Source organism: Klebsiella sp. 10-1, assembly GCF_009758445.1.
Classification (GTDB): Bacteria; Pseudomonadota; Gammaproteobacteria; order Enterobacterales; family Enterobacteriaceae; genus Klebsiella; species Klebsiella scottii.
Genome location: NZ_WQRE01000002.1, coordinates 539,697 through 558,875, shown reverse-complemented (window position 1 = coordinate 558,875; position 19,179 = coordinate 539,697). Strand labels below are relative to the sequence as shown.

Annotated in this window: 17 protein-coding genes; 10 read left to right on the top strand and 7 right to left on the bottom strand. The window is 57.0% G+C overall.

What is annotated here, in order from left to right:
- Positions 1-29: 29 nt before the first annotated feature.
- A complete protein-coding gene (locus tag GO007_RS10740) occupies positions 30-590 on the bottom strand; it encodes a DsbA family protein (protein ID WP_095099490.1) in 561 nt (186 codons plus the stop codon).
- A gap of 221 nt (positions 591-811) precedes the next feature.
- On the opposite strand from GO007_RS10740, the gene gss reads away from it, so the two are divergent.
- The gene (gene gss / locus GO007_RS10735) at positions 812-2,683 is read left to right on the top strand and encodes a bifunctional glutathionylspermidine amidase/synthase (protein WP_095099487.1); all 1,872 of its coding nucleotides are present in this window, start codon (positions 812-814) and stop codon (positions 2,681-2,683) included.
- 132 nt (positions 2,684-2,815) lie between these two features.
- On the top strand, positions 2,816-3,997 hold the full coding sequence (locus GO007_RS10730; RefSeq protein WP_095099481.1) for an aminotransferase-like domain-containing protein: 1,182 nt from the start codon (positions 2,816-2,818) through the stop codon (positions 3,995-3,997).
- Positions 3,998-4,268: 271 nt separating this feature from the next.
- Here GO007_RS10730 and GO007_RS10725 read toward each other — a convergent pair whose 3' ends face one another.
- The 3 genes from GO007_RS10725 to GO007_RS10715 all read right to left on the bottom strand — a co-directional run bounded on the left by GO007_RS10725 (position 4,269) and on the right by GO007_RS10715 (position 7,711).
- Positions 4,269-4,457 (bottom strand): hypothetical protein, encoded by a 189-nt coding sequence (locus GO007_RS10725; RefSeq protein ID WP_095099478.1) that lies wholly within the window; start codon positions 4,455-4,457, stop codon positions 4,269-4,271.
- 331 nt (positions 4,458-4,788) lie between these two features.
- The gene (locus tag GO007_RS10720) at positions 4,789-6,171 is read right to left on the bottom strand and encodes an aspartate aminotransferase family protein (protein WP_095099475.1); all 1,383 of its coding nucleotides are present in this window, start codon (positions 6,169-6,171) and stop codon (positions 4,789-4,791) included.
- Positions 6,172-6,220: 49 nt separating this feature from the next.
- Positions 6,221-7,711: an aldehyde dehydrogenase gene (locus GO007_RS10715; RefSeq protein WP_095099472.1), complete on the bottom strand. Its 1,491-nt coding sequence runs from the start codon at positions 7,709-7,711 to the stop codon at positions 6,221-6,223.
- Between the two features lie 529 nt (positions 7,712-8,240).
- On the opposite strand from GO007_RS10715, the gene GO007_RS10710 reads away from it, so the two are divergent.
- The 5 genes from GO007_RS10710 (at position 8,241) to argE (ending at position 13,062) form a co-directional block, all read left to right on the top strand.
- The gene (locus GO007_RS10710) at positions 8,241-9,170 is read left to right on the top strand and encodes a LysR family transcriptional regulator (protein ID WP_095099468.1); all 930 of its coding nucleotides are present in this window, start codon (positions 8,241-8,243) and stop codon (positions 9,168-9,170) included.
- Between the two features lie 347 nt (positions 9,171-9,517).
- Positions 9,518-10,783, top strand: a complete 1,266-nt coding sequence (locus GO007_RS10705; protein ID WP_095099465.1) for a flavin-containing monooxygenase — start codon at positions 9,518-9,520, stop codon at positions 10,781-10,783.
- A gap of 28 nt (positions 10,784-10,811) precedes the next feature.
- Positions 10,812-11,234, top strand: a complete 423-nt coding sequence (locus GO007_RS10700) for a RidA family protein (RefSeq protein WP_095099463.1) — start codon at positions 10,812-10,814, stop codon at positions 11,232-11,234.
- Between the two features lie 9 nt (positions 11,235-11,243).
- Positions 11,244-11,918 (top strand): DUF1028 domain-containing protein, encoded by a 675-nt coding sequence (locus tag GO007_RS10695; RefSeq protein ID WP_095099459.1) that lies wholly within the window; start codon positions 11,244-11,246, stop codon positions 11,916-11,918.
- On the top strand, positions 11,911-13,062 hold the full coding sequence (argE, locus tag GO007_RS10690) for an acetylornithine deacetylase (protein ID WP_095099456.1): 1,152 nt from the start codon (positions 11,911-11,913) through the stop codon (positions 13,060-13,062). The genes GO007_RS10695 and argE overlap by 8 nt, the downstream gene beginning before the upstream one ends.
- 215 nt (positions 13,063-13,277) lie before the next feature.
- Here argE and GO007_RS10685 read toward each other — a convergent pair whose 3' ends face one another.
- Complete coding sequence (locus tag GO007_RS10685; RefSeq protein ID WP_095099452.1) at positions 13,278-14,681, bottom strand: purine-cytosine permease family protein; 1,404 nt, start codon at positions 14,679-14,681, stop codon at positions 13,278-13,280.
- 737 nt (positions 14,682-15,418) lie between these two features.
- Positions 15,419-16,021 carry a short chain dehydrogenase gene (locus GO007_RS10680; RefSeq protein WP_095099449.1) on the bottom strand — a complete coding sequence of 201 codons (603 nt, stop codon included), beginning with the start codon at positions 16,019-16,021 and terminating at the stop codon, positions 15,419-15,421.
- Positions 16,022-16,120: 99 nt separating this feature from the next.
- On the opposite strand from GO007_RS10680, the gene GO007_RS10675 reads away from it, so the two are divergent.
- From GO007_RS10675 to GO007_RS10665, 3 genes are all read left to right on the top strand, one after another.
- Positions 16,121-17,011, top strand: coding sequence for a LysR family transcriptional regulator (locus GO007_RS10675; RefSeq protein WP_095099446.1), 891 nt, complete (start codon positions 16,121-16,123; stop codon positions 17,009-17,011).
- A 67-nt stretch (positions 17,012-17,078) separates the two neighbouring features.
- The gene (gene lysM, locus GO007_RS10670; RefSeq protein ID WP_095099443.1) at positions 17,079-17,528 is read left to right on the top strand and encodes a peptidoglycan-binding protein LysM; all 450 of its coding nucleotides are present in this window, start codon (positions 17,079-17,081) and stop codon (positions 17,526-17,528) included.
- 48 nt (positions 17,529-17,576) lie between these two features.
- On the top strand, positions 17,577-17,972 hold the full coding sequence (locus GO007_RS10665) for a YidB family protein (protein WP_095099440.1): 396 nt from the start codon (positions 17,577-17,579) through the stop codon (positions 17,970-17,972).
- A gap of 60 nt (positions 17,973-18,032) precedes the next feature.
- On the opposite strand, the gene GO007_RS10660 is transcribed toward GO007_RS10665, so the two are convergent.
- Positions 18,033-19,178, bottom strand: a complete 1,146-nt coding sequence (locus GO007_RS10660) for a trans-sulfuration enzyme family protein (RefSeq protein ID WP_095099437.1) — start codon at positions 19,176-19,178, stop codon at positions 18,033-18,035.
- Position 19,179: the final 1 nt, after the last annotated feature.

The window sequence follows — 19,179 nt, the reverse complement described above, 5'->3', positions numbered from 1 at the left end:
CGTTACGCTCGCCGGGGCAGCGCCCTAAATCAGGCCATTATCCGCGCGGCCCAGACGCTGATATCGTCGCCGCTGCCGAGATCCGCCTGCACCAGCCCGTTGACCATAAAGGTCGGCGACACGTGGATACCGTTCTGGCGCGCATATTTGCTATGCCATTTGATCTCCGTCTGCAGCTCCGGGCGGGCGAACGCGGCGGAAAGCAGAACGTGGCTGTAGCGCTCGATACGCTCAACAATTTGCTGCGGAGTTGCGTTCATATTCGGCCCGCTGCAGTGGTCGGTAAATTCGAATTCTTCGCGATGGTCGGCAACCGCTTTCAGCACCTTATGCGCCTGCTCTCTGCCGTGCGGCAGGGTGGAGGCCGCCAGAATACAGCGCACGATGACCCCCGAGAACATATGCCAGGGCTGGGACTGCAGGCGAACTTTGATGGTCACGTTATCCGCGCCGACCTCGTCGAGCAGGTCGTCGAGCTTGTTGAATGCGCGTACCGAATACGGGCAGGTTGGTTCCAGGAAAACCTCAAAAGTACGCGGACCATGTCCCCAGACCAGCGGTTGTGCTTGCAGATGTGGTTGTGTGCTCATAATCAACTCCTGACGTTAATTCGCGATTTGTTGTTATATCTCAGATAAACGATATCACTTTTGCCCTGCGGCGCAGGGTTATTTTCCGTAAGGGCACAATTAGCGAATCGAATGAGTGGTATCATTATTCCACCTCTGTCTGGTAAGTGCCTGCGGCAGGATAAGAAGAGGGAGTTTTGTTCCGCCAACTGCCCGGGCTGCATTAATTTGAGGTCAGGCTAATGAGTAAAGGATCGACAAGCAGTGATGCCCCTTTTGGTACATTGTTAGGCTACGCGCCGGGCGGCGTGGCAATCTATTCATCGAACTACAGCAGCTTAAATCCGCAAGACTATCCGGATGACGCCACGTTCCGCAGCTATATCAATAATGAGTATATGGGGCACAAATGGCAGTGCGTTGAGTTCGCGCGCCGCTTCCTGTTTCTCACCTACGGTTTTGTCTTCACCGACGTCGGCATGGCGTATGAAATCTTCTCCCTGCGCTTTCTGCGCGAGGTGGTTAACGACAACATTCTGCCGCTGCAGGCCTTTGCTAACGGCTCGCGTCGTCCGCCGATGGTGGGTTCCCTGCTGATCTGGCAGAAGGGCGGCGAGTTTAAGCATACGGGCCACGTGGCGGTGATTACGCAGCTGGTGGGTAATAAGGTCAGGATCGCCGAGCAAAACGTTATCCACACGCCGCTGCCGCAGGGCCAGCAGTGGACGCGTGAATTAACCCTCGACGTGAAGGACGGCATCTACACCCTCAAAGATACCTTTACGGACACTCAGATCCTCGGCTGGATGATCCAGACCGCCGATACCGAGCACAGCCTGCCGCAGCCGGTGCTGCCGGGCGAGGCGATGGCCATTCGGGGCGCCCGGCTGCCGAATAACGGGCAGTTTCGCGGTAAGTGGCTGAATGAGAAAGATACGCTGCAGAAAGCCTACGTTGACGCCAACGGCCACTTTATTAATGCCGATCCCTACCAGTATTTCACCATTACCGAAAGCGCCGAGCAGGAGCTGATCAAAGCGACCAACGAGCTGCATTTGATGTACCTGCACGCCACCGATAAGGTGATGAAAGACGACAGCCTGCTGGCGCTGTTCGATATCCCCAAAATTCTCTGGCCGCGTCTGCGCCTCTCATGGCAGCGACGTCGCCACCATATGATTACCGGCCGCATGGATTTCTGTATGGATGAGCGCGGGCTGAAGGTCTATGAATACAATGCCGACTCCGCTTCCTGCCATACCGAAGGCGGGCTGATCCTCGAACAGTGGCTGAAACAGGGCTACTACGGCAGCGGGCATAACCCGGCGGAAGATCTGCTGGATGAGCTGGCGGGCGCGTGGAAGCACAGCCGGGCGCGGCCTTTTGTGCACATCATGCAGGATAAGGATCTGGAGGAGAACTACCACGCGCTGTTTATCCAGCGTTCGCTCACCCAGGCCGGATTCGACAGCAAAATCCTCTTTGGTCTTGATGAGCTGCGCTGGGATGCCGCCGGGCAGCTGATTGACGGCGACGGGCGCCTGGTTAACTGCGTCTGGAAAACCTGGGCATGGGAAACCGCCATTGAGCAGGTGCGTGAGGTCAGCGCTGACGAGTACGCCGCCGTGCCGATCCGCACCGGACATCCGCAAAATGAGGTGCGGCTGATTGACGTCCTGCTGCGCCCCGAGGTACTGGTATTCGAACCGCTGTGGACGGTGATCCCCGGCAACAAGGCGATTCTGCCGGTGCTGTGGTCGCTGTTCCCGAATCATCGCTATCTGCTGGATACCGATTTCGTCGTCAACGACGATCTGGCGAAAACCGGCTATGCGGTTAAGCCTATCTCCGGGCGCTGCGGGAACAATATCGATCTGATAAGTCCTGACGACGAGGTGCTGGATAAGACCAGCGGGAAGTTTGTCGATCGCAAAAATATTTACCAGCAGCTGTGGTGCCTGCCGAAAGTGGATGGTAAATACATCCAGGTATGCACCTTTACCGTTGGCGGTAACTATGGCGGCACCTGTCTGCGCGGCGATGATTCGCTGGTCGTCAAAAAAGAGAGCGATATTGAACCGTTAATTGTGCTGAAAGACAGCGATAGACGATAATTCTGGCGGCGCCGAATCGCACGGGCCGCAAAAGCCCCGGTAAGCGTAGCGCTGCCGGGGCTTTTGCGGTAAAAATTGGTACCAAATAGTTAACAAACCACAACAACAAGACAGACAAAAAAGGAACATAATATGCACGATCGGCGACTCGCCGCCCGCGCGGGTGAACTCAAACCCTCCGCCGTCCGCGAACTTCTCAAGCACAGCAAACTGCCCGGCGTTATCTCTCTGGGTGGTGGGATCCCGGCTCCGGAGCTGTTTGATACCGAAGGTCTGAATCTGGCGGTGCAGCAGGTGATGAGCGGGCGTTTCAACGATGCGTTCCAGTACGGTTTGACCGAAGGCTATCCGCCGCTGCGTCAGGCCGTTAGCGAACTGTGTCAGGCGCGCGGCGTTGCCTGCCCGGCAAGCCATGTCTATATCACCTCAGGTTCGCAGCAGTCTTTGGATATTGTCGCGCGTACGCTGCTCGATCCGGGCGATGCGATCGTTGTCGAGCGCCCGACCTACCTGGCCGCGCTGCAGGTGTTCCAGCTGGCTCAGGCTAATATCCTCAGCGTCGATACCGACGACGACGGCATGCTGGTGGAGCAGCTGGCGGATCTGCTGGAGACCACCAGGGTGAAGGCCGTGTATCTGGTGCCAACCTTCGGCAACCCGGGCGGCAAAACCCTGAGCGCCGATCGCCGCCGTCGGGTGGTTGAGCTGGCGAAGCAGCATGATTTCGTGATTATCGAAGACGATCCCTACGGTGAAATCAGCTTTACCGACGAAGTCCGCCGCCCGCTGTATCAGTATGCGCAGGAGCTCGGCTGCGAGGAGCAGGTGGTGTACACCTCGACGTTCTCCAAGATCCTCGCCCCAGGCATGCGTATTGGCTGGATTGTGATGCCGGACTGGCTGGCGCAGCAAACGGTGATCGTTAAGCAGGCGGCGGATCTCCACACCAACATGCTGTCGCAGGTGATTACCGCGGAATATCTGGCGATGAATCGTCTGGAGAACCAGATAGCCCTGATCCGCGAAGACTATCGCAGGAAGTGCGTCGCGCTGGCCGATGCCCTTGAGAGCCAGCTTGGCGAGCATCTGGAGTTCAGCCGGCCAAAAGGCGGCATGTTCCTGTGGGCCCGTTTCCGCTATCCGTTCGATACTATGGAATGGATGAAAAAGACTCTCGAAAACGGCGTGGTCTACGTGCCGGGTGAAGCGTTCTATAACGACAATCCGGACACCCGCACGCTGCGCCTCTCCTACTCAACGGTGTCGGAAGCGGGTCTGCTGACCGCCGTCGAGCGCCTGGCGAAATCGCTGTAACGACCGCGCTTTCACTCCGCGTCGCGAAACGGCGCGGAGCCTTCACGCTTTCCCGCAGAACGGTGAGTTTATCGGGTGCAGCTGGAACAGCCCGTAGCGCTGCACGACGAGCGCATACGGGCATGTAAAATAAGAGAAGGGAACTGCGCGCCGGGGTTTAGTCCTGCTCGCTGATGCGATCGTCGAGCCAGATCAGCATTAATGAAGAGAGAAAAGCAACTGCCGCTGTGCCAATAAATAGCAACATAAGAAATACCTCAGAGGTTTTTAATTATTTTTCTAATTTTACCGGTGAGTGGGTGTTTTTGTCGGAGATGGTGATTTTGGTTGCGTGTTGGGATGTCGCGAGGGTGAAGAAATCATCGGCATCAATATCAAAATTAAGAACTATTTCCTTATATTTCCCGCAGTTAACTAACTCTTTAGCTTCTTTCATACTACCAGCTGTAATAGTAGGCATCGTTTTATCTCGTTTGAAAAACTGATAAGCAAAATAAGAGCTTGTGCGTATCAGATCAACTACTTTTTATGGTAACAGCAGCCATTGCCAACGGTGATGATGGCGAACTATCTGATTTTTTGAAACATAATTTTTGTTTTGCCTTTACGCATGGCGTAACGTTTTGCCGATCCGCCTGCATTCTGCGCAAATAATCGGCGGCGACGAAATTAATGACGAAATAGTTACAGCGTCGGCATCCGGCGAACGCCCGCAGGGTCGCGGGCGTTCGGGTCATCAGGTTGGCGGGCCTTCGGCAAGGGTAATCATCGCTTCGCCAACGGGCAGGGTGTTACAGCAGGCCGGCTTCCTTCGCCGTACGGTCGATAGCGCGTTTGGTCTTTTCGACCAGCTCATCCAGTTCGCTACGTCCGGCGATCAGCGCCGGCGCCATAATCATGCGCCCCAGCGTCGAGCGAATAATCACCCCCTCCTCAAAACCGATTGTCCGGCAGCGCCAGGCCAGCTCGTTCTCATTGGCGAAGCGGCGACGGGTGCTTTTATCTTCCGCGAACTGCAGGGCCGCGACGAGGCCTGCGCCCTGAACTTCGCCGATCAGCGGATGATTGTCGAACACCTCCCGCAGGGTTTTTTGCAGATACGGGCCGGTGTTATCGCGTACGTTGGTGACGTGATTTTCATCACGCAGCGCCTTCAGGTTGGCAATCGCCACGGCGGCGGCAACGGGGTGGCCGGAGTAGGTCAGACCGTGGGCGAAGACGCCGCCTTTTTCAACCAGCACTTCCGCCATGCGCTTGCTCAGCACCAGGCCGCCCATCGGCACGTACCCGGAGGTCAGCCCTTTGGCGATGGACAGCGTATCCGGCTCGAAGCCGAAGTACTGATGCGCGAACCACTCGCCGGTTCTGCCAAAGCCGCCAATGACCTCATCGGCGCACAGCAGGACATCGTACTTCCGGCAAATACGCTGGATCTCAGGCCAGTAGCTTTCCGGCGGGAAAATCATCCCGCCCGCGCCCTGGAACGGCTCGGCGATAAAACCGGCCACGTTTTCCGCGCCCAGCTCGAGGATTTTCTCCTCAAGCTGACCGGCGCAGCGCAGGCCAAACTCATGCGGCGTCAGGCTGCCGCCGTGCATGTACCAGTAGGGCTCGTCGATATGGGCCACGTCGGGGATCATGCCGCCCATGGCGTGCATCGCCTTCATCCCGCCGAGCGCGGTGGCGGCCAGAGTTGAGCCGTGATAGCCGTTCCAGCGGCCAATCATCACCTTCTTCTGCGGCTTGTCGAGGATCTGCCAGTAGCGGCGAACGGTGCGGATCAGCACTTCGTTCGATTCAGAGCCTGAGTTGGTGTAAATCGCATGGCTGTAGTGCGGCGGCAGCAGGCTGAACAGCAGCTCGGAGAGCTCGATCACCGTCGGGTGGGTGGTATGGAAGAACATATTGTAATACGGCAGCTTTGCGAACTGCGCCGCTGCCGCATCCGCCAGATCCTGGCGGCTGTAGCCGAGCTGGGTGCACCACAGGCCGGACATCCCGTCGAGATACTTGTTGCCGTCGTTATCCCAAAGGTACAGACCCTCCCCGCGTACCATAACGCGAGGCCCTTCGGCATTCAGCGCCTTTTGGTCGAGAAAGGCGTGGATATGGTGTGCTGCATCCGCGCTTTGATAATCCGGGGTGCTGCGCTGCGGGTTATTCGAGGTAGTCATCTTCTTCTCTCCTGTAAGCGGAATCTAAAAATGCGAAAGCTGCCGGGTGCTAGCGAAACTGGAACCAAGTCGTTTTGAGGCTGGTGAACTTGTCGAAGGCGTGCAGCGACAAGTCGCGACCAAAACCAGACTGTTTATTGCCGCCAAACGGCACGGTGACGTCCAGCGCGTCGACGGTATTCACCGATACGGTCCCGGCGTTGAGCATTCCGGCAACGCGATGGGCGCGGTGGATATCGTCGGTCCAGAGCGAAGCGGCGAGGGCGTAAATGTGCTGATTGGCCAGGGTGACGGCCTGCTGTTCGTCGTCAAAAGGCATCACGGCAAGCACCGGGCCGAAAATCTCCTCCTGCCACAGCGAGGTATCGGTATTTGCGACTTCGATCAGCGTCGGTTCAACGTAGTTAGCGATGCCGTCGATCTCAATCTCGCGACCGCCGATAAGGACGCGGGCGCCGGCGCGCTCGGCTGCGCGGATGGCGCTCATAACCTTTTGCGTATGCGCCGCGCTGACCATCGCGCCCATTTTGGCTTCAGGATCGAAGGGATGAGACGTCGCCCACGCCTGCATTTTTTCCCGCAGCTTAGGGATAAATTCGGCGTAAATTGTCCGCTCGACCAGCAGGCGAGAGTTAGCCGAGCAGACCTCGCCCTGGTTGAAGCAGATGCCGAAAGCCGCTTTTTCGGCGGCCAGATCGAGATCCCGGCAGTCGGCGAAGATGATATTGGCGCTTTTGCCGCCGCACTCCAGCCAGACCTGCTTCAGGTTGGACTGCGCGGAGTAGGCCATAAAGGCTTTACCGACGGCGGTAGAGCCGGTGAAGGTGATGGTATCGACGTCGTTATGCAGGCCTAAGGCGCTGCCGGCTTCGGTACCCAGCCCGGTGACGACGTTCAGCACGCCCGCCGGGAGACCCGCTTCCAGCGCCAGCTCCGCCAGGCGCAGCGCCGAAAACGGCGAGTTCTCGGAAGGCTTGAGGATCACGCTATTGCCGGCCGCCAGCGCCGGGCCGAGCTTCCATGAGGCGAGGTCGAGCGGGAAGTTCCACGGCACGATGGCCGCCACGACGCCAATGGCTTCGCGGGTGATGGTCGCCAGAGAGTTCTTCCTGGCGGGCGCTACCTCGTCGTAAATCTTATCCACGCTTTCGGCGTACCACCTGAAAACGTGCGCCGCGCCGGGAACGTCAACGTTCAGCGCATCGTTGACCGGTTTACCCATGCTCGCGCTCTCCAGCAGCGCCAGCTCTTCGCGATGTTCGAGGATCAGCCCCGATAGCCGCAGCAGAACGGCTTTGCGCTCCTGCGCGGATAGCCCTGACCAGATGCCTGAGTTAAAGGCCCTACGGGAAGATTGTACTGCGATAGCAATATCTTCTGCCTGAAGCGCCGTGACCTCGGCGAGCACCGCATTGGACGCGGGGTTGATGACCGGGAAAACGCGGCGGCTTTTGGCGATGTAGGGTTGTCCATCGACGATGGCATGGCCGATCAAGCGCTGCTCCTGCAGCCTGCTCTGCCAAAAGGTTCTATCAGTCATAAGCCTCTCCGTTATCGTGTTGCGTAATTGTTATTTATTTGTTGCCGTTAATTCATGATGCCGGAGGGGGGATAAGTGAGAAAGGACTAAAAATCTAGGTAACCTCCATAAAAAACTTTGTTAGCCCGGCAAAGCGCTGCGGGCCCGATGTTTTTGCCGAGGAAAATTTGTGTGACGCCGCTCAAAGGAGTTCGTCAGCCTTGATTTTAATATTATGTAATTAAAGAGTTTTTATTTTATCTGCGGATTTTTAATACCGGCTCGCTATGCTGTCTCTGACAATGTTTAATATTCTCAGATGCCTACTTAAGGAATTAAAAAAATATAGGCGGCTTTTTTATCTTCAGCTGTCACGCCGCCGTCCCGTGACGGGGCCGCCGTTTTTTCAGCGCCTGCATGTTAATTTTCTGTAAAAACCTGACCGATGTCGGATTGTTGATCTTTATTTGCTGGCGGGGTTGCGCATGAGGGGGAGCATAGTTTAATCCTGTTTAATCCGTCTCTTTGCCAACAAAAAATAAGGTATCGTATGCCCCATTTCACCCTGAAACAGCTCAAATACTTTGTTGCCGTTGTCGAAGCGGAGAGCATTGCCGAAGCCTCCCGGCAGCTCCATATCGCGCAGCCCTCCATCTCCATTGCGGTTAAAACCCTGGAGGATATGTTTGAGCAGCAGTTTTTTATTCGCCACCATGCGCAGGGGGTTTCCATGACCTCCAGCGGGCAGCGCTTTTATGAAAAAGCGAAGGAGCTGCTCCGGCTCTCATACCAGTTCGAGCAAAACTCCAGGGCGGATAATGAGCTGGTGTCAGGGGTGGTTTCTGTCGGCTGCTTCGAGACCGCGGCGCCGCTCTATTTACCCTCGCTCATCGCCGGGTTTAAGACCATTTATCCGGATATCACCATTAAAATTTACGATGGCGAGCAGCATGAAATTGCCCACGGCCTGCACCGCGGCCGCTTCGACCTGGCGTTTATGTACGATCTCGAGCTGGATGTCTCGATTCACACCGAGAGCCTGAACGCCCCGCAAAAGCCCTACGCGCTGCTGCCGGCGAATCACCCGCTGGCGCAGCGGGCGTCGGTCAAACTATCGGAGCTGAGCCACCTGCCGATGGTGCTGCTGGACGTCGTCCCCAGCCGTAACTATTTTATCAGTATTTTCAAAGACAAAGGCTACAACCCGCAGGTTGCCTATAGTTCGCCGTCGATTGAGATGGTGCGCTGTATGGTCGGTCAGGGGCTGGGCTTTTCGGTTCTGGTGACCCGCCCGGTTTCTGATATCACCTACGACGGGCAGCAGGTACGCTGCGTCGATATTCAGGATGAGATGGCCAACTCGACGCTGGTAATGGCCCATCTGCGCAGCAGCGAGCCCACTAATCCCGCCAAACTGTTTATGGAATATTGCCGCAACGCGGTACTCAGCCCGCCGCAGCAGGAGGCGCGGGTGGCCTGACCCTGGTTTTATTCATCACAGCGGCTCGCGTTAGCGGCGGGTCGTTTTTATATTTAGCGGATCATTTACTGAATATAAAAAAACGATCCTCTGAATATATTTTTTATATCCCCTCGGGGGCGCTCCCGCGCCGTCGCTAAATAATCGCTAAGCGCAAAATTATCTGGCGAGTTATTTTGCGATAAATCTACTTTTATCTTTTAGATTCAATACGCTGCGTTCTGCATCACTATTTTATTCTCAGGATCTAAATTTATAATAATTTACCTGTTTGTTACTGTTTATTAACCTCGGTCCTGCGCAGTGGTTTATTCCTGGCGATTGAACTCCATTCGAAGGACACATTTATGACCGTAGAAAAAACACAAATTGATACGCTGATTGTTGGCGGTGGTCAGGCCGGTATTGCCATGAGTGAGCATCTGACTCAGCAGGGGATCTCGCATCTGGTTATCGAGAAAAACCGTATCGCGGAGGCCTGGCGTACCGGGCGCTGGGATTCGCTGGTAGCGAACGGCCCGGCGTGGCACGACCGTTTCCCGGGAATGGAGTTTAAAGGCGCCCAGCCGGATAGCTTTATTCCCAAGGACGACGTTGCGCAATACTTTGAAGATTACGTCAGGAAATTCTCCCTGCCGGTGCGTACCGGCGTGGAGGTAAAAAGCGCGGTTCGCAACAGCGGGCGCCCAGGATTTACCGTTGAAACCACGGATGGGGTGATCGAAGCGCAGCGTATCGTTGCCGCGACCGGGCCGTTCCAGCAGCCGGTTATTCCGCCGATTGCGCCGAAAGAGGGCAACATTCATCAGATCCATTCCGCCAAATACTACAACCCGGAGCAGCTGCCTGCCGGCGCGGTGCTGGTGGTTGGCGCGGGTTCTTCCGGCGTGCAGATCGCCGATGAGCTCCAGCGCGCGGGCCGCCAGGTCTATCTCTCCGTCGGCGCCCACGATCGGCCGCCGCGTGCCTACCGCAACCGCGATTTCTGCTGGTGGCTGGGGGTGCTGGGCCTGTGGGATGCCCCCGCCAGCGAGCCGGGGAAAGAGCACGTCACCATCGCGGTGAGCGGCGCCCACGGCGGGCGGACGGTGGATTTTCGCGAGCTGGCGCAGCGCGGCATCACCCTGGTCGGGCTGACGAAGGCGTTTGCATCCGGCGTCGCGACCTTCCTGCCGGACCTGTGCGACAACATCCGCCGCGGCGATGAAAACTACCTCTCGCTGCTGGACGCCGCTGACGCCTACGTTGCGGCCAACGGCCTCGATTTGCCGCTGGAGCCTGCGGCGCGTGAATTTTTAGCCGATCCGCAGTGCATGACGTCGCCGATCCTCTCTCTGGACCTGGCGCAGGCCGGGGTGACGAGCATCATCTGGGCGACCGGCTACGCCGTAGACTACGGTTGGCTCAACGTTAACGCCTTTAACGCGCAGAATCGCCCTCAGCACCAGCGCGGCGTCTCCAGCGAACCGGGGGTCTATTTCCTCGGCCTGCCGTGGCTGTCGCGTCGGGGTTCGACCTTTATCTGGGGCGTTTGGCACGACGCGAAGCACATCGCCGACCATATCGCCACCCAGCGGAAATACAGCCAGTACCGGGATGCCGGTCAGCGCTGAACTGTAGCTATTAATCAGGATAAAAATGATGCCGACACATACGCGTATTCGCATGTTTAACACCAAAGAGACCTATCCTAATCAGACCCTGGACAACGATTTGTGCCAGGCCGTGCGCGCCGGTAACACCGTCTACGTGCGTGGCCAGGTGGGCACGGACTTTGAAGGCAATCTGGTGGGGCTGGGCGACCCGCAGGCGCAGGCCGAACAGGCGATGAAGAACGTCAAGCAGCTGCTGGAAGAGGCCGGAAGCGACCTGTCGCATATTGTGAAAACCACCACCTATATTATCGACCCGCGCTACCGTGAGCCGGTCTATCAGGAAGTCGGCAGGTGGCTGAAGGGCGTATTTCCTATCTCCACCGGGCTGGTTATTTCCGCCCTGGCGCAGCCGCAGTGGCTGATGGAAATTGACGTGATCGCCGTGATCCCCGATGACTTTGTGAAATAAGGAGCAGCCATGACGTTTTCTATCGCGGCATTCTGCCCGGAAACCGGGCAGTTTGGCATCGCCATAAGCTCCTCCAGCATTGCCGTCGGCGCCCGCTGTCCGTGGCTGCAGGCGGGAGTCGGCGCGGTATCCAGCCAAAATATCACCCTGCCTGCCCTCGGCCAGCTGACGCTCGCGCAGCTGGAGCAGGGGCTGGCTCCGGAAAAGGCGCTACGCAAGGCGCTGGCGGAGGATGATTTCAGCCGCTATCGTCAAATTATCGCCATCAATGCCAGCGGGGAAACGGCCTCGTTTAGCGGCGATAAAACCCTCGGCATCTATCACGTCGCCGAAGGGGTGAACTGTATCGCCGGCGGCAATATGCTGGCCAGCCCCGCGGTGGTTGAGGCGATGGTTGCCGAATTCCAGCAGGCCGAAGGGGAGATGGCGACGCGCCTGCTGGCCGCCCTTCAGGCAGGGCTGGGCTGCGGCGGCGAGGCCGGGCCGGTGCACTCTGCGGCGGTGAAAGTGGTGGATGATTACTCCTGGCCGCTGGTCGACCTGCGCGTTGACTGGCATGAGCAGGATCCGATTGGCGAACTTAGCGCATTGTGGCTGGCGTACGAGCCGCAGATGCAGGCCTATATTACGCGCGCGCTCGACCCGCGGGAGGCCCCCAGTTACGGAGTACCCGGTGATGAATAGCGACCTGAAACGGATCCTGGCAACGCTGCTGGCATTCGACACCACCAGCCGCGAATCGAATCTGCAGCTGATTAACTATATCGATGAGTATCTCCGCGGTTATGGCATAACCACGCAGCTTTTCTTTGATGAGGAAGGCAAAAAAGCCAACCTCTACGCCCGCTTTGGCCCGCAGGGGCCGGGGGGCGTGATGCTGTCGGGGCACACCGATGTGGTCCCGGTTGACGGGCAGCGCTGGACGGTGCCCCCTTTTGAACTCACCCTGCGCGACGACCGGTGCTACGGCCGCGGCAGCACCGATATGAAAGGCTTTATCGCCTGCGTGCTGGCCGCCGTTCCCGACTTTCTCTCCCAACCTTTACGCATGCCGCTGCATCTGGCTTTTTCCTACGATGAGGAGGTCGGATGCCTTGGCGTACGTAGCCTGGTGGACCACCTTAAAGCCTCGAAGGACAAGCCGGCGCTATGCATCATCGGCGAGCCCACCGAGATGCGTCCGGTCTACGGCCATAAAGGCAAGCTGGCCATGCGCTGTACGGTGCAGGGCAAGGCCTGCCATTCGGCCTACGCCCCCCACGGCGTAAACGCCATCGAGTATGCGGCAAAGCTGATCACCCGTTTAGGTTCGCTCGGCGAAAAGCTGGCGCAAAGCCAGGATACCCGCTTTGATCCGCCTTACAGCACGCTGCAGGTTGGGGTGATTAACGGCGGGGCGGCGCTCAATATTGTGCCGGAAAGCTGCCAGTTTGATTTTGAAATTCGCCATCTGCCGGACGTTTCGCTTGAGCCGACGCTCGCCGAGCTGCGCGGCTATGCCGCCGGCGAACTGCTGACCTCGATGCGGGCGGTTGCGGCGCAGGCGGATATTACCTTTCGCCCGCTCAGCCGCTATCCGGGCCTGCTAAGCGACCCGCAGTCGGAATTTGCCGGCTGGCTGGCGCAGTGGGCGCAAAGCGAGGCGTTTTCCACCGTGGCCTTCGGTACCGAGGGCGGTCTGTTTGATGAAGCGGGCGTAGCCACGCTTATCTGCGGGCCTGGAAGTATGGAGCAAGGACATAAAGCGGATGAGTTTATCGCCCTGGATCAGCTGGAGAAGTGCCTGACGATGCTGGGTAATTTGCGCCGCTGGATGGCTCTGTCTTAACGTTTACGCGCCTGAATTAAGGCGCGTTTTTTACCCCCCGACCTGTGCCTGTCCCTCCTTCCTTCTGTGTTTCAGCCTTGCTCTGTAGCCGTATATGGATAAAAAAACTCCGGATGGTTTATCCGGAGTCAGTAAAACGTACTGAATATACCCGCTATACCTCAAGCTGCCGCCTTCCTGATGTTCGGGTTATTTCGGGTATAGAAAGCGAAGCGCTAAACTTTCTCTTTCACCAGGGCGATATTCTTCACCGCCTTCGCTTTAGAGAGGGTGTAATAGACCGGTGAAACCACCAGCAGGCCAATAATCCATGATAAATCAGCCCCGCCAAATGCGGTTGCAACAGGGCCGGTATAGATCGCCGTCGACATAAACGGCACCTCAACTAATATCCCCAACAGGTAGCAGAAGATGGCGGTAGCATTAAAGTAGCCATATATTCCGCCGTCACGCTTAAAGAAGGACTCAACATCATATTCACCGTGCGCGACCAGGTAATAATCCACCAGGTTAATTGCCGTCCACGGCACCAGAACATATAGCAGGATGGTAATAAAGTTGGTATAGATTAATAAGAAGTTTTCCTGTCCATAGATCGCCAGCGCTATTTCGAGGAGCATCGTGAGGATGGCGGTGATTATCCTGGCGCGAGCCATCGGCGACCAGCCGTCAATAAAGGTCTGACCCAGAGTCAGCGTACAGAGCACGCCGCAGTACAGCATCATGGAGTTAGTGGCGGCAATCCCCAACGCCAGCACCACGATGACCACCGCGCCGAAGCCGCCGGTGAGGTCAATAATGCCTTGAATAATATCATCGCTACCAATACTGGTCGCCACCAGCACCCCGAGAACCATCGGCAGATAAGAGCCTAAGATGCAGCCAAAGTAGCTGGCGTAAAAGACGCTTTTATCGTTGGTGCTGTAAGGCATATAGCGCGAGTAGTCAGAGACATAGGGGGCGTAGGCCAGCTGCCACAGTGCAGCAATAGAGACCGCGCCGAGGAAGCCGACTTTGTTGAAGCCGCCGCGATCGAGAAAATCTACCGGCAGCCCGTGGATAAAGACGATCCACAGAAAGGTTGCGGCCAGCACAATACCGGATATCCACGACATAATTCTGGCGTAGGAGTGAATGATCTTATAGCCGAAAATTGTGGCAAACAGGCTCAGGGCGCCGACGATAATAATCCCCACATCGGAGTTCATCGGCTTATAGATGGCGTGCATGGACTGCCCGCCTAATACCAGACTGGAGGCAGTAAATCCGATATACATTAATACGACGATGGACACCACCAGCACCGAACCATAGGAACCAAACTGGCCCTTGGTTTGCACCATTTGCGGCACCCCCAGCCTGGGACCCTGTGCGGAATGCAGGGCCATAAACAGCCCGCCGACCAGGCTGCCGATAAACAGCGCAACGACTGACCAGAAAAAAGAAAGATGGAAAATGGTTACCGACATCGCCCCGGTGATAACGGTTAACAGCATGATGTTAGAGCCAAACCAGATGGTAAACAGATCGCCCGGTTTGCCGTGTCGCATATTCAGAGGGATAGGTCTGATGGTATTGCTTTCGAGATTTTCAACGTTGACAGGTTGATGTTTAGTCATGGTGCTCTCTCATCACTGCGGGTCTATACCGTGAATGATTCGGGCAACAGCAGGCCGCTAGCTGAGCGAACGCAGCCAACAACGATGGCGCCTGAGGCATCATGGGTATAAATCAGCGTTAGATTGATATTCCAATGAGGAGTACAGCTAATCTACTCATCATAACATTTCGTTTACTATTCTCACAATCTCGTATCATTTTGGAAATTATTAAAAATGTCGAACGTCGATATAAAAAAAGTGCTTTACCCGGGACCCGTGGCCTGATTGTCGTTTCCGGACGGCCATCTTCCGCTGTTTTTTAGAAGTTTATGCTGCGGCCTTGCTTGTTTTATATTTAACAATCTGGGCGGATATTTTAAGCGAGATAATTATTCGAGCAGGAAGATGCGGCGTGGAATGATTGATTGTCTGAAATAAAACCAAAGGCCTGTTTATTGTAGGGAATATAAAAGGCGCTTTAATTCGGCAACCCATGACCATAAATCAGAGAAATGGTAAATCTAATCTGAGGTAAATCATCGCGTTGCTGAGCGGAATCGGTGGAGATCAGCTGCTGCGCATAAATAAAATATGCGAGGTTCTTCACAATAAAATTGATTTATTCATAGTGTGCGATGGATCAATATTTAAAACACGTCGCGTCGGCTTTTATCTGATTCACGGGGAAGAGATGGCCTCTGCATATATAAATAATAACCCGCCAGCATCACGGGTTATTATCATCGGGCGGAGTATCAGTAGCCGACGGTGTATATCCGACCGCTCTGGATCCCCTCCACGCTGCGGCGATACGCCTGGGCCACCGCAGCGGCCGGGACGCTGGCAAAGCCCGGGAAGAACCCGTCATAGGCGGCGGCTGATTCGGTCAGCACCGTAGGGCTGATCAGATTGATGCGGATCCCGCGCGGCAGTTCGCAGGCGGCGGCGCGGACGAAGCCCTCCAGTCCGGCGTTAACCGTTGTGGCGTTGACGCCCTGGGCAATCGGCTCATGCGCGACAATTCCGCTAATCAGGGTAATGGAGCCGCCGTCGTTCAAATAGCGCTGGCCGGTTAGCGCCAGGCGAATTTGCCCCAGCAGCTTGTCCTGCAGACCCTGGTTGAAATCCTCGTCGGTCATGGTGGCCAGCGGGCCAAAGAACAGGTTTCCGCTCGCCGAGACAATCGCATCAACCTGACCAGTTTTCTCAAACAGCGCATGCACGCTGTGCTGGGAGGTGATATCAACCTGATGGTCGCCCTGAGTACGACCGACGCGAATGACTTCATGCTGACGACTAAGTTCTGCGGTGACCGCACGGCCCACGGTACCGCTGGCGCCGATAACGACGATTTTCATGGCTGACTCCTGATAAGTTGTGAGCCTCTATTCTTTAATGAAATGGATATCGGATAAACTGGCAAAAAGTTAGATGATTACTAACCAGAGGTTTGGAATATGGATAAGCTGCGCGGAATGGAAACGTTTATCGCCGTGGTGGAGTACGGCAGTTTTACCGAAGCGGCATCGCACCTGGAGATGTCGGCGGTGATGGTGGGCAAATATATCGCCCTCATCGAACGTCAGCTGGCGACCCGCCTGCTTGAGCGTAATACCCGTCGTCAGAGCCTGACCGACGCCGGGCGGGTCTACTATGAAGAGGCGAAACGCGTTCTGGAGCAGGTCTCGATCGCCGAAAGTTCGGTTGAACGACTGCGGCTGGCGCCCGCGGGGACGCTGCGCATCAGCGCGCCGACCTCATTTGGCGCCTGCGTCATGGCGCCGCTGACCGCCACTTTCCTCCAGCAGTGGCCGGACGTGCGCGTGGAGCTCGATCTGACCAACCGGCTGGTCGATCTGGTCGATGAAGGGTTCGATCTGGCGGTCCGCATTGGCGATATTCACCAAACAGACCTGGTGGCGAAATATCTCTGTGCCTACCGGATGGTGATCTGTGCCGCTCCCGCCTATCTCAACCGGCACGGCACGCCGCTCACGCCTGCCGATCTTGCCGGCCATCTCTGCCTCTCCCATACGGTGTGGACCGCGCGCAACGAGTGGAAGCTGCCGGGAATAACGGAAGAGGTGCGCTGGAGGCGCGATGCGATCCTCCGCTGCAACGACGGCTACGGACTGAGGATGGCGGCCATCGCCGGAGCCGGCCTGCTGCTGCAGCCGGAAGTGCTGCTGGCGGAGGATCTTGCCAGCGGAAAACTCGTCCGCATACTTGAGGCCTATACCCCCGAACCGCGCCCGGTACATCTGCTCTGGCGTCAGGATCTTCGTCCGTTGCCGAAGCTGACCCGGTTTGTCGAGCACGTGCTGAACGAGGGCGGGCGCTATTTATGAACTATTATTATCTGGTCTGGTCTGATGAACGTTCTTCATAGATCACTTCTGCTAAAAGGAGATTGGTATGAGTTTATTGAGTTTTGTGAAAGAAGCGGGCGAGAAAATCTGGGATGCCGTTTCGGGCGGGGACAAAGAGAGCCAGGCCGATAAGCTGAAAAAGCATATCGATGCGCTTAATCTTCCCGGCGCGGATAAGGTCAGCATCACCGTGGCCGAAGACGGCACCGCGACGGTCAGCGGCGACGTCGGCTCGCAGGAGGATAAAGAAAAAATTATGGTGGCGGTGGGTAACGTCACCGGCATTGCCCAGGTCAGCGACAACGTTAGCGTGACGCAGAGCGGCGCCGAGAGTCGCTACTACACCGTGAAATCCGGCGATACGCTGAGTGCTATTTCTAAAACCGTGTATGGCTCGGCGAATGACTATCAGCGGATCTTTGAAGCCAACAAGCCGATGTTGAAGCATCCCGACAAGATTTATCCGGGACAGGTGCTGATTATCCCGAATAAGTAAGGCGGGAAAAGCGGCGTTTATGCACGATCTATTGTTACGGAGTCGGTAATGGGACTACTTGATCAAATTGGCGGCATGCTCGGCGGCCAGGCCGGTAAAGCGGAGCAGCTGCAGGCAATCATGGCCTGGGTCCAGCAGCAGGGGGGCGTTCAGGGGATCCTTGAAAAATTCCGCAGCGGCGGCCTGGGCGAGATAGTTGAATCCTGGATCGGCCAGCAGGGCAATATCCCGGTCTCCAGCGACCAGGTCACCTCGGTTTTCGGATCGCCAGCGCTGCAGGATCTTGCGGCAAAGCTCGGGATCGACCCGCAGACCGCCTCGTCGCTCATCTCCGAGTATCTGCCGAAAATTGTCGACGGTTTATCCCCTGAAGGCGAGGCTCCTGCGCGGCAGGATCTGCTGTCTGAAGGCGTGAACCTGCTTAAAGGCAAGCTGTTTGGCTGAGCGCGGTTACGCGCAGCCGATACGCCAAAAGTAAAACCCGCCGGCCGGCGGGTTTGTTGTTTAGTCCCGCAGCGCCTGCTGCCAGTCGGCAATCAGATCCTGCGCGTCCTCAATGCCGACGGAGAGGCGAATGAGCTGGGGCGTAATGCCGTTTGCCAGCCTCTGCTCCAGAGGAATGGAAGCGTGGGTCATGCTAAACGGCTGGCTGACCAGGCTTTCCACGCCGCCGAGACTCTCCGCCAGCGTAAACAGGCGCAGCCTGCCGATAACCTGCTCCGCATAGCGATCGTCGCCTTTCACCACCAGCGAAATCATACCGCCAGGCAGCGCCATCTGCTTACGCGCCAGCTGATGATGCGGGTGCGACGCCAGCCACGGGAACCACACCTTTTCCACCTGCGGCTGCTGTTCCAGCCATTCGGCGAGCGCAAGCGCGTTGCTGCTGTGGCGCTCCATACGCAGAGCGAGGGTGCGAATACCGCGCAGCGTCAAAAAGCTGCTGAAGGGGTCGAGCACGCCGCCCACCGCATTTTGCAGATACCCGAGCCGGTCCGCCAGCTCGGGGTTGTCGCCGACCACCGCGAGGCCCGCCACCACGTCGGAATGGCCGTTCAGATATTTTGTCGCCGAGTGCACGACGATATCAAACCCCAGTTCGAGGGGACGATGAATGACCGGTGAGGCGAAAGTGTTATCGGTGACGCTGATGAGATTGTGCCGCCGGGCAATCGCCGCGATGGCGCCGAGGTCCGCCAGCTTGAGCAGCGGGTTGGTCGGCGTTTCAACCCAAATCATTCGCGTGTCCGGCCTGATGGCCGCCTCAATCGCCGCCAGGTCGTCGGGTTTGACCCAGCTTACCTGCAGGCCGGCGCTGCGGCGACGGACGTTTTCGATCAGCCGCCAGGTTCCGCCGTACACGTCGTCGACGGCGACCAGATGGCTGTCTTTATCCAGCAGCTCAAGCACCGTGGAAATCGCCGCCAGCCCGGAAGCAAAGGCGTAGCCGCGGGAGCCGCTCTCCAGTTCGGCAATGGCCGTTTCCAGCGCATGGCGGGTAGGGTTGCCGCTGCGCGAGTACTCATAGCCCGTATGCTGCCCGGGTGCCGGTTGTGCGAAGGTGGAGGTGGCATAAATGGGCGGCATGACGGCGCCGTGCGCATCATTAAAGGTGCCGCCGTGGACGCTCAATGTATTTAAGTTTTTCATG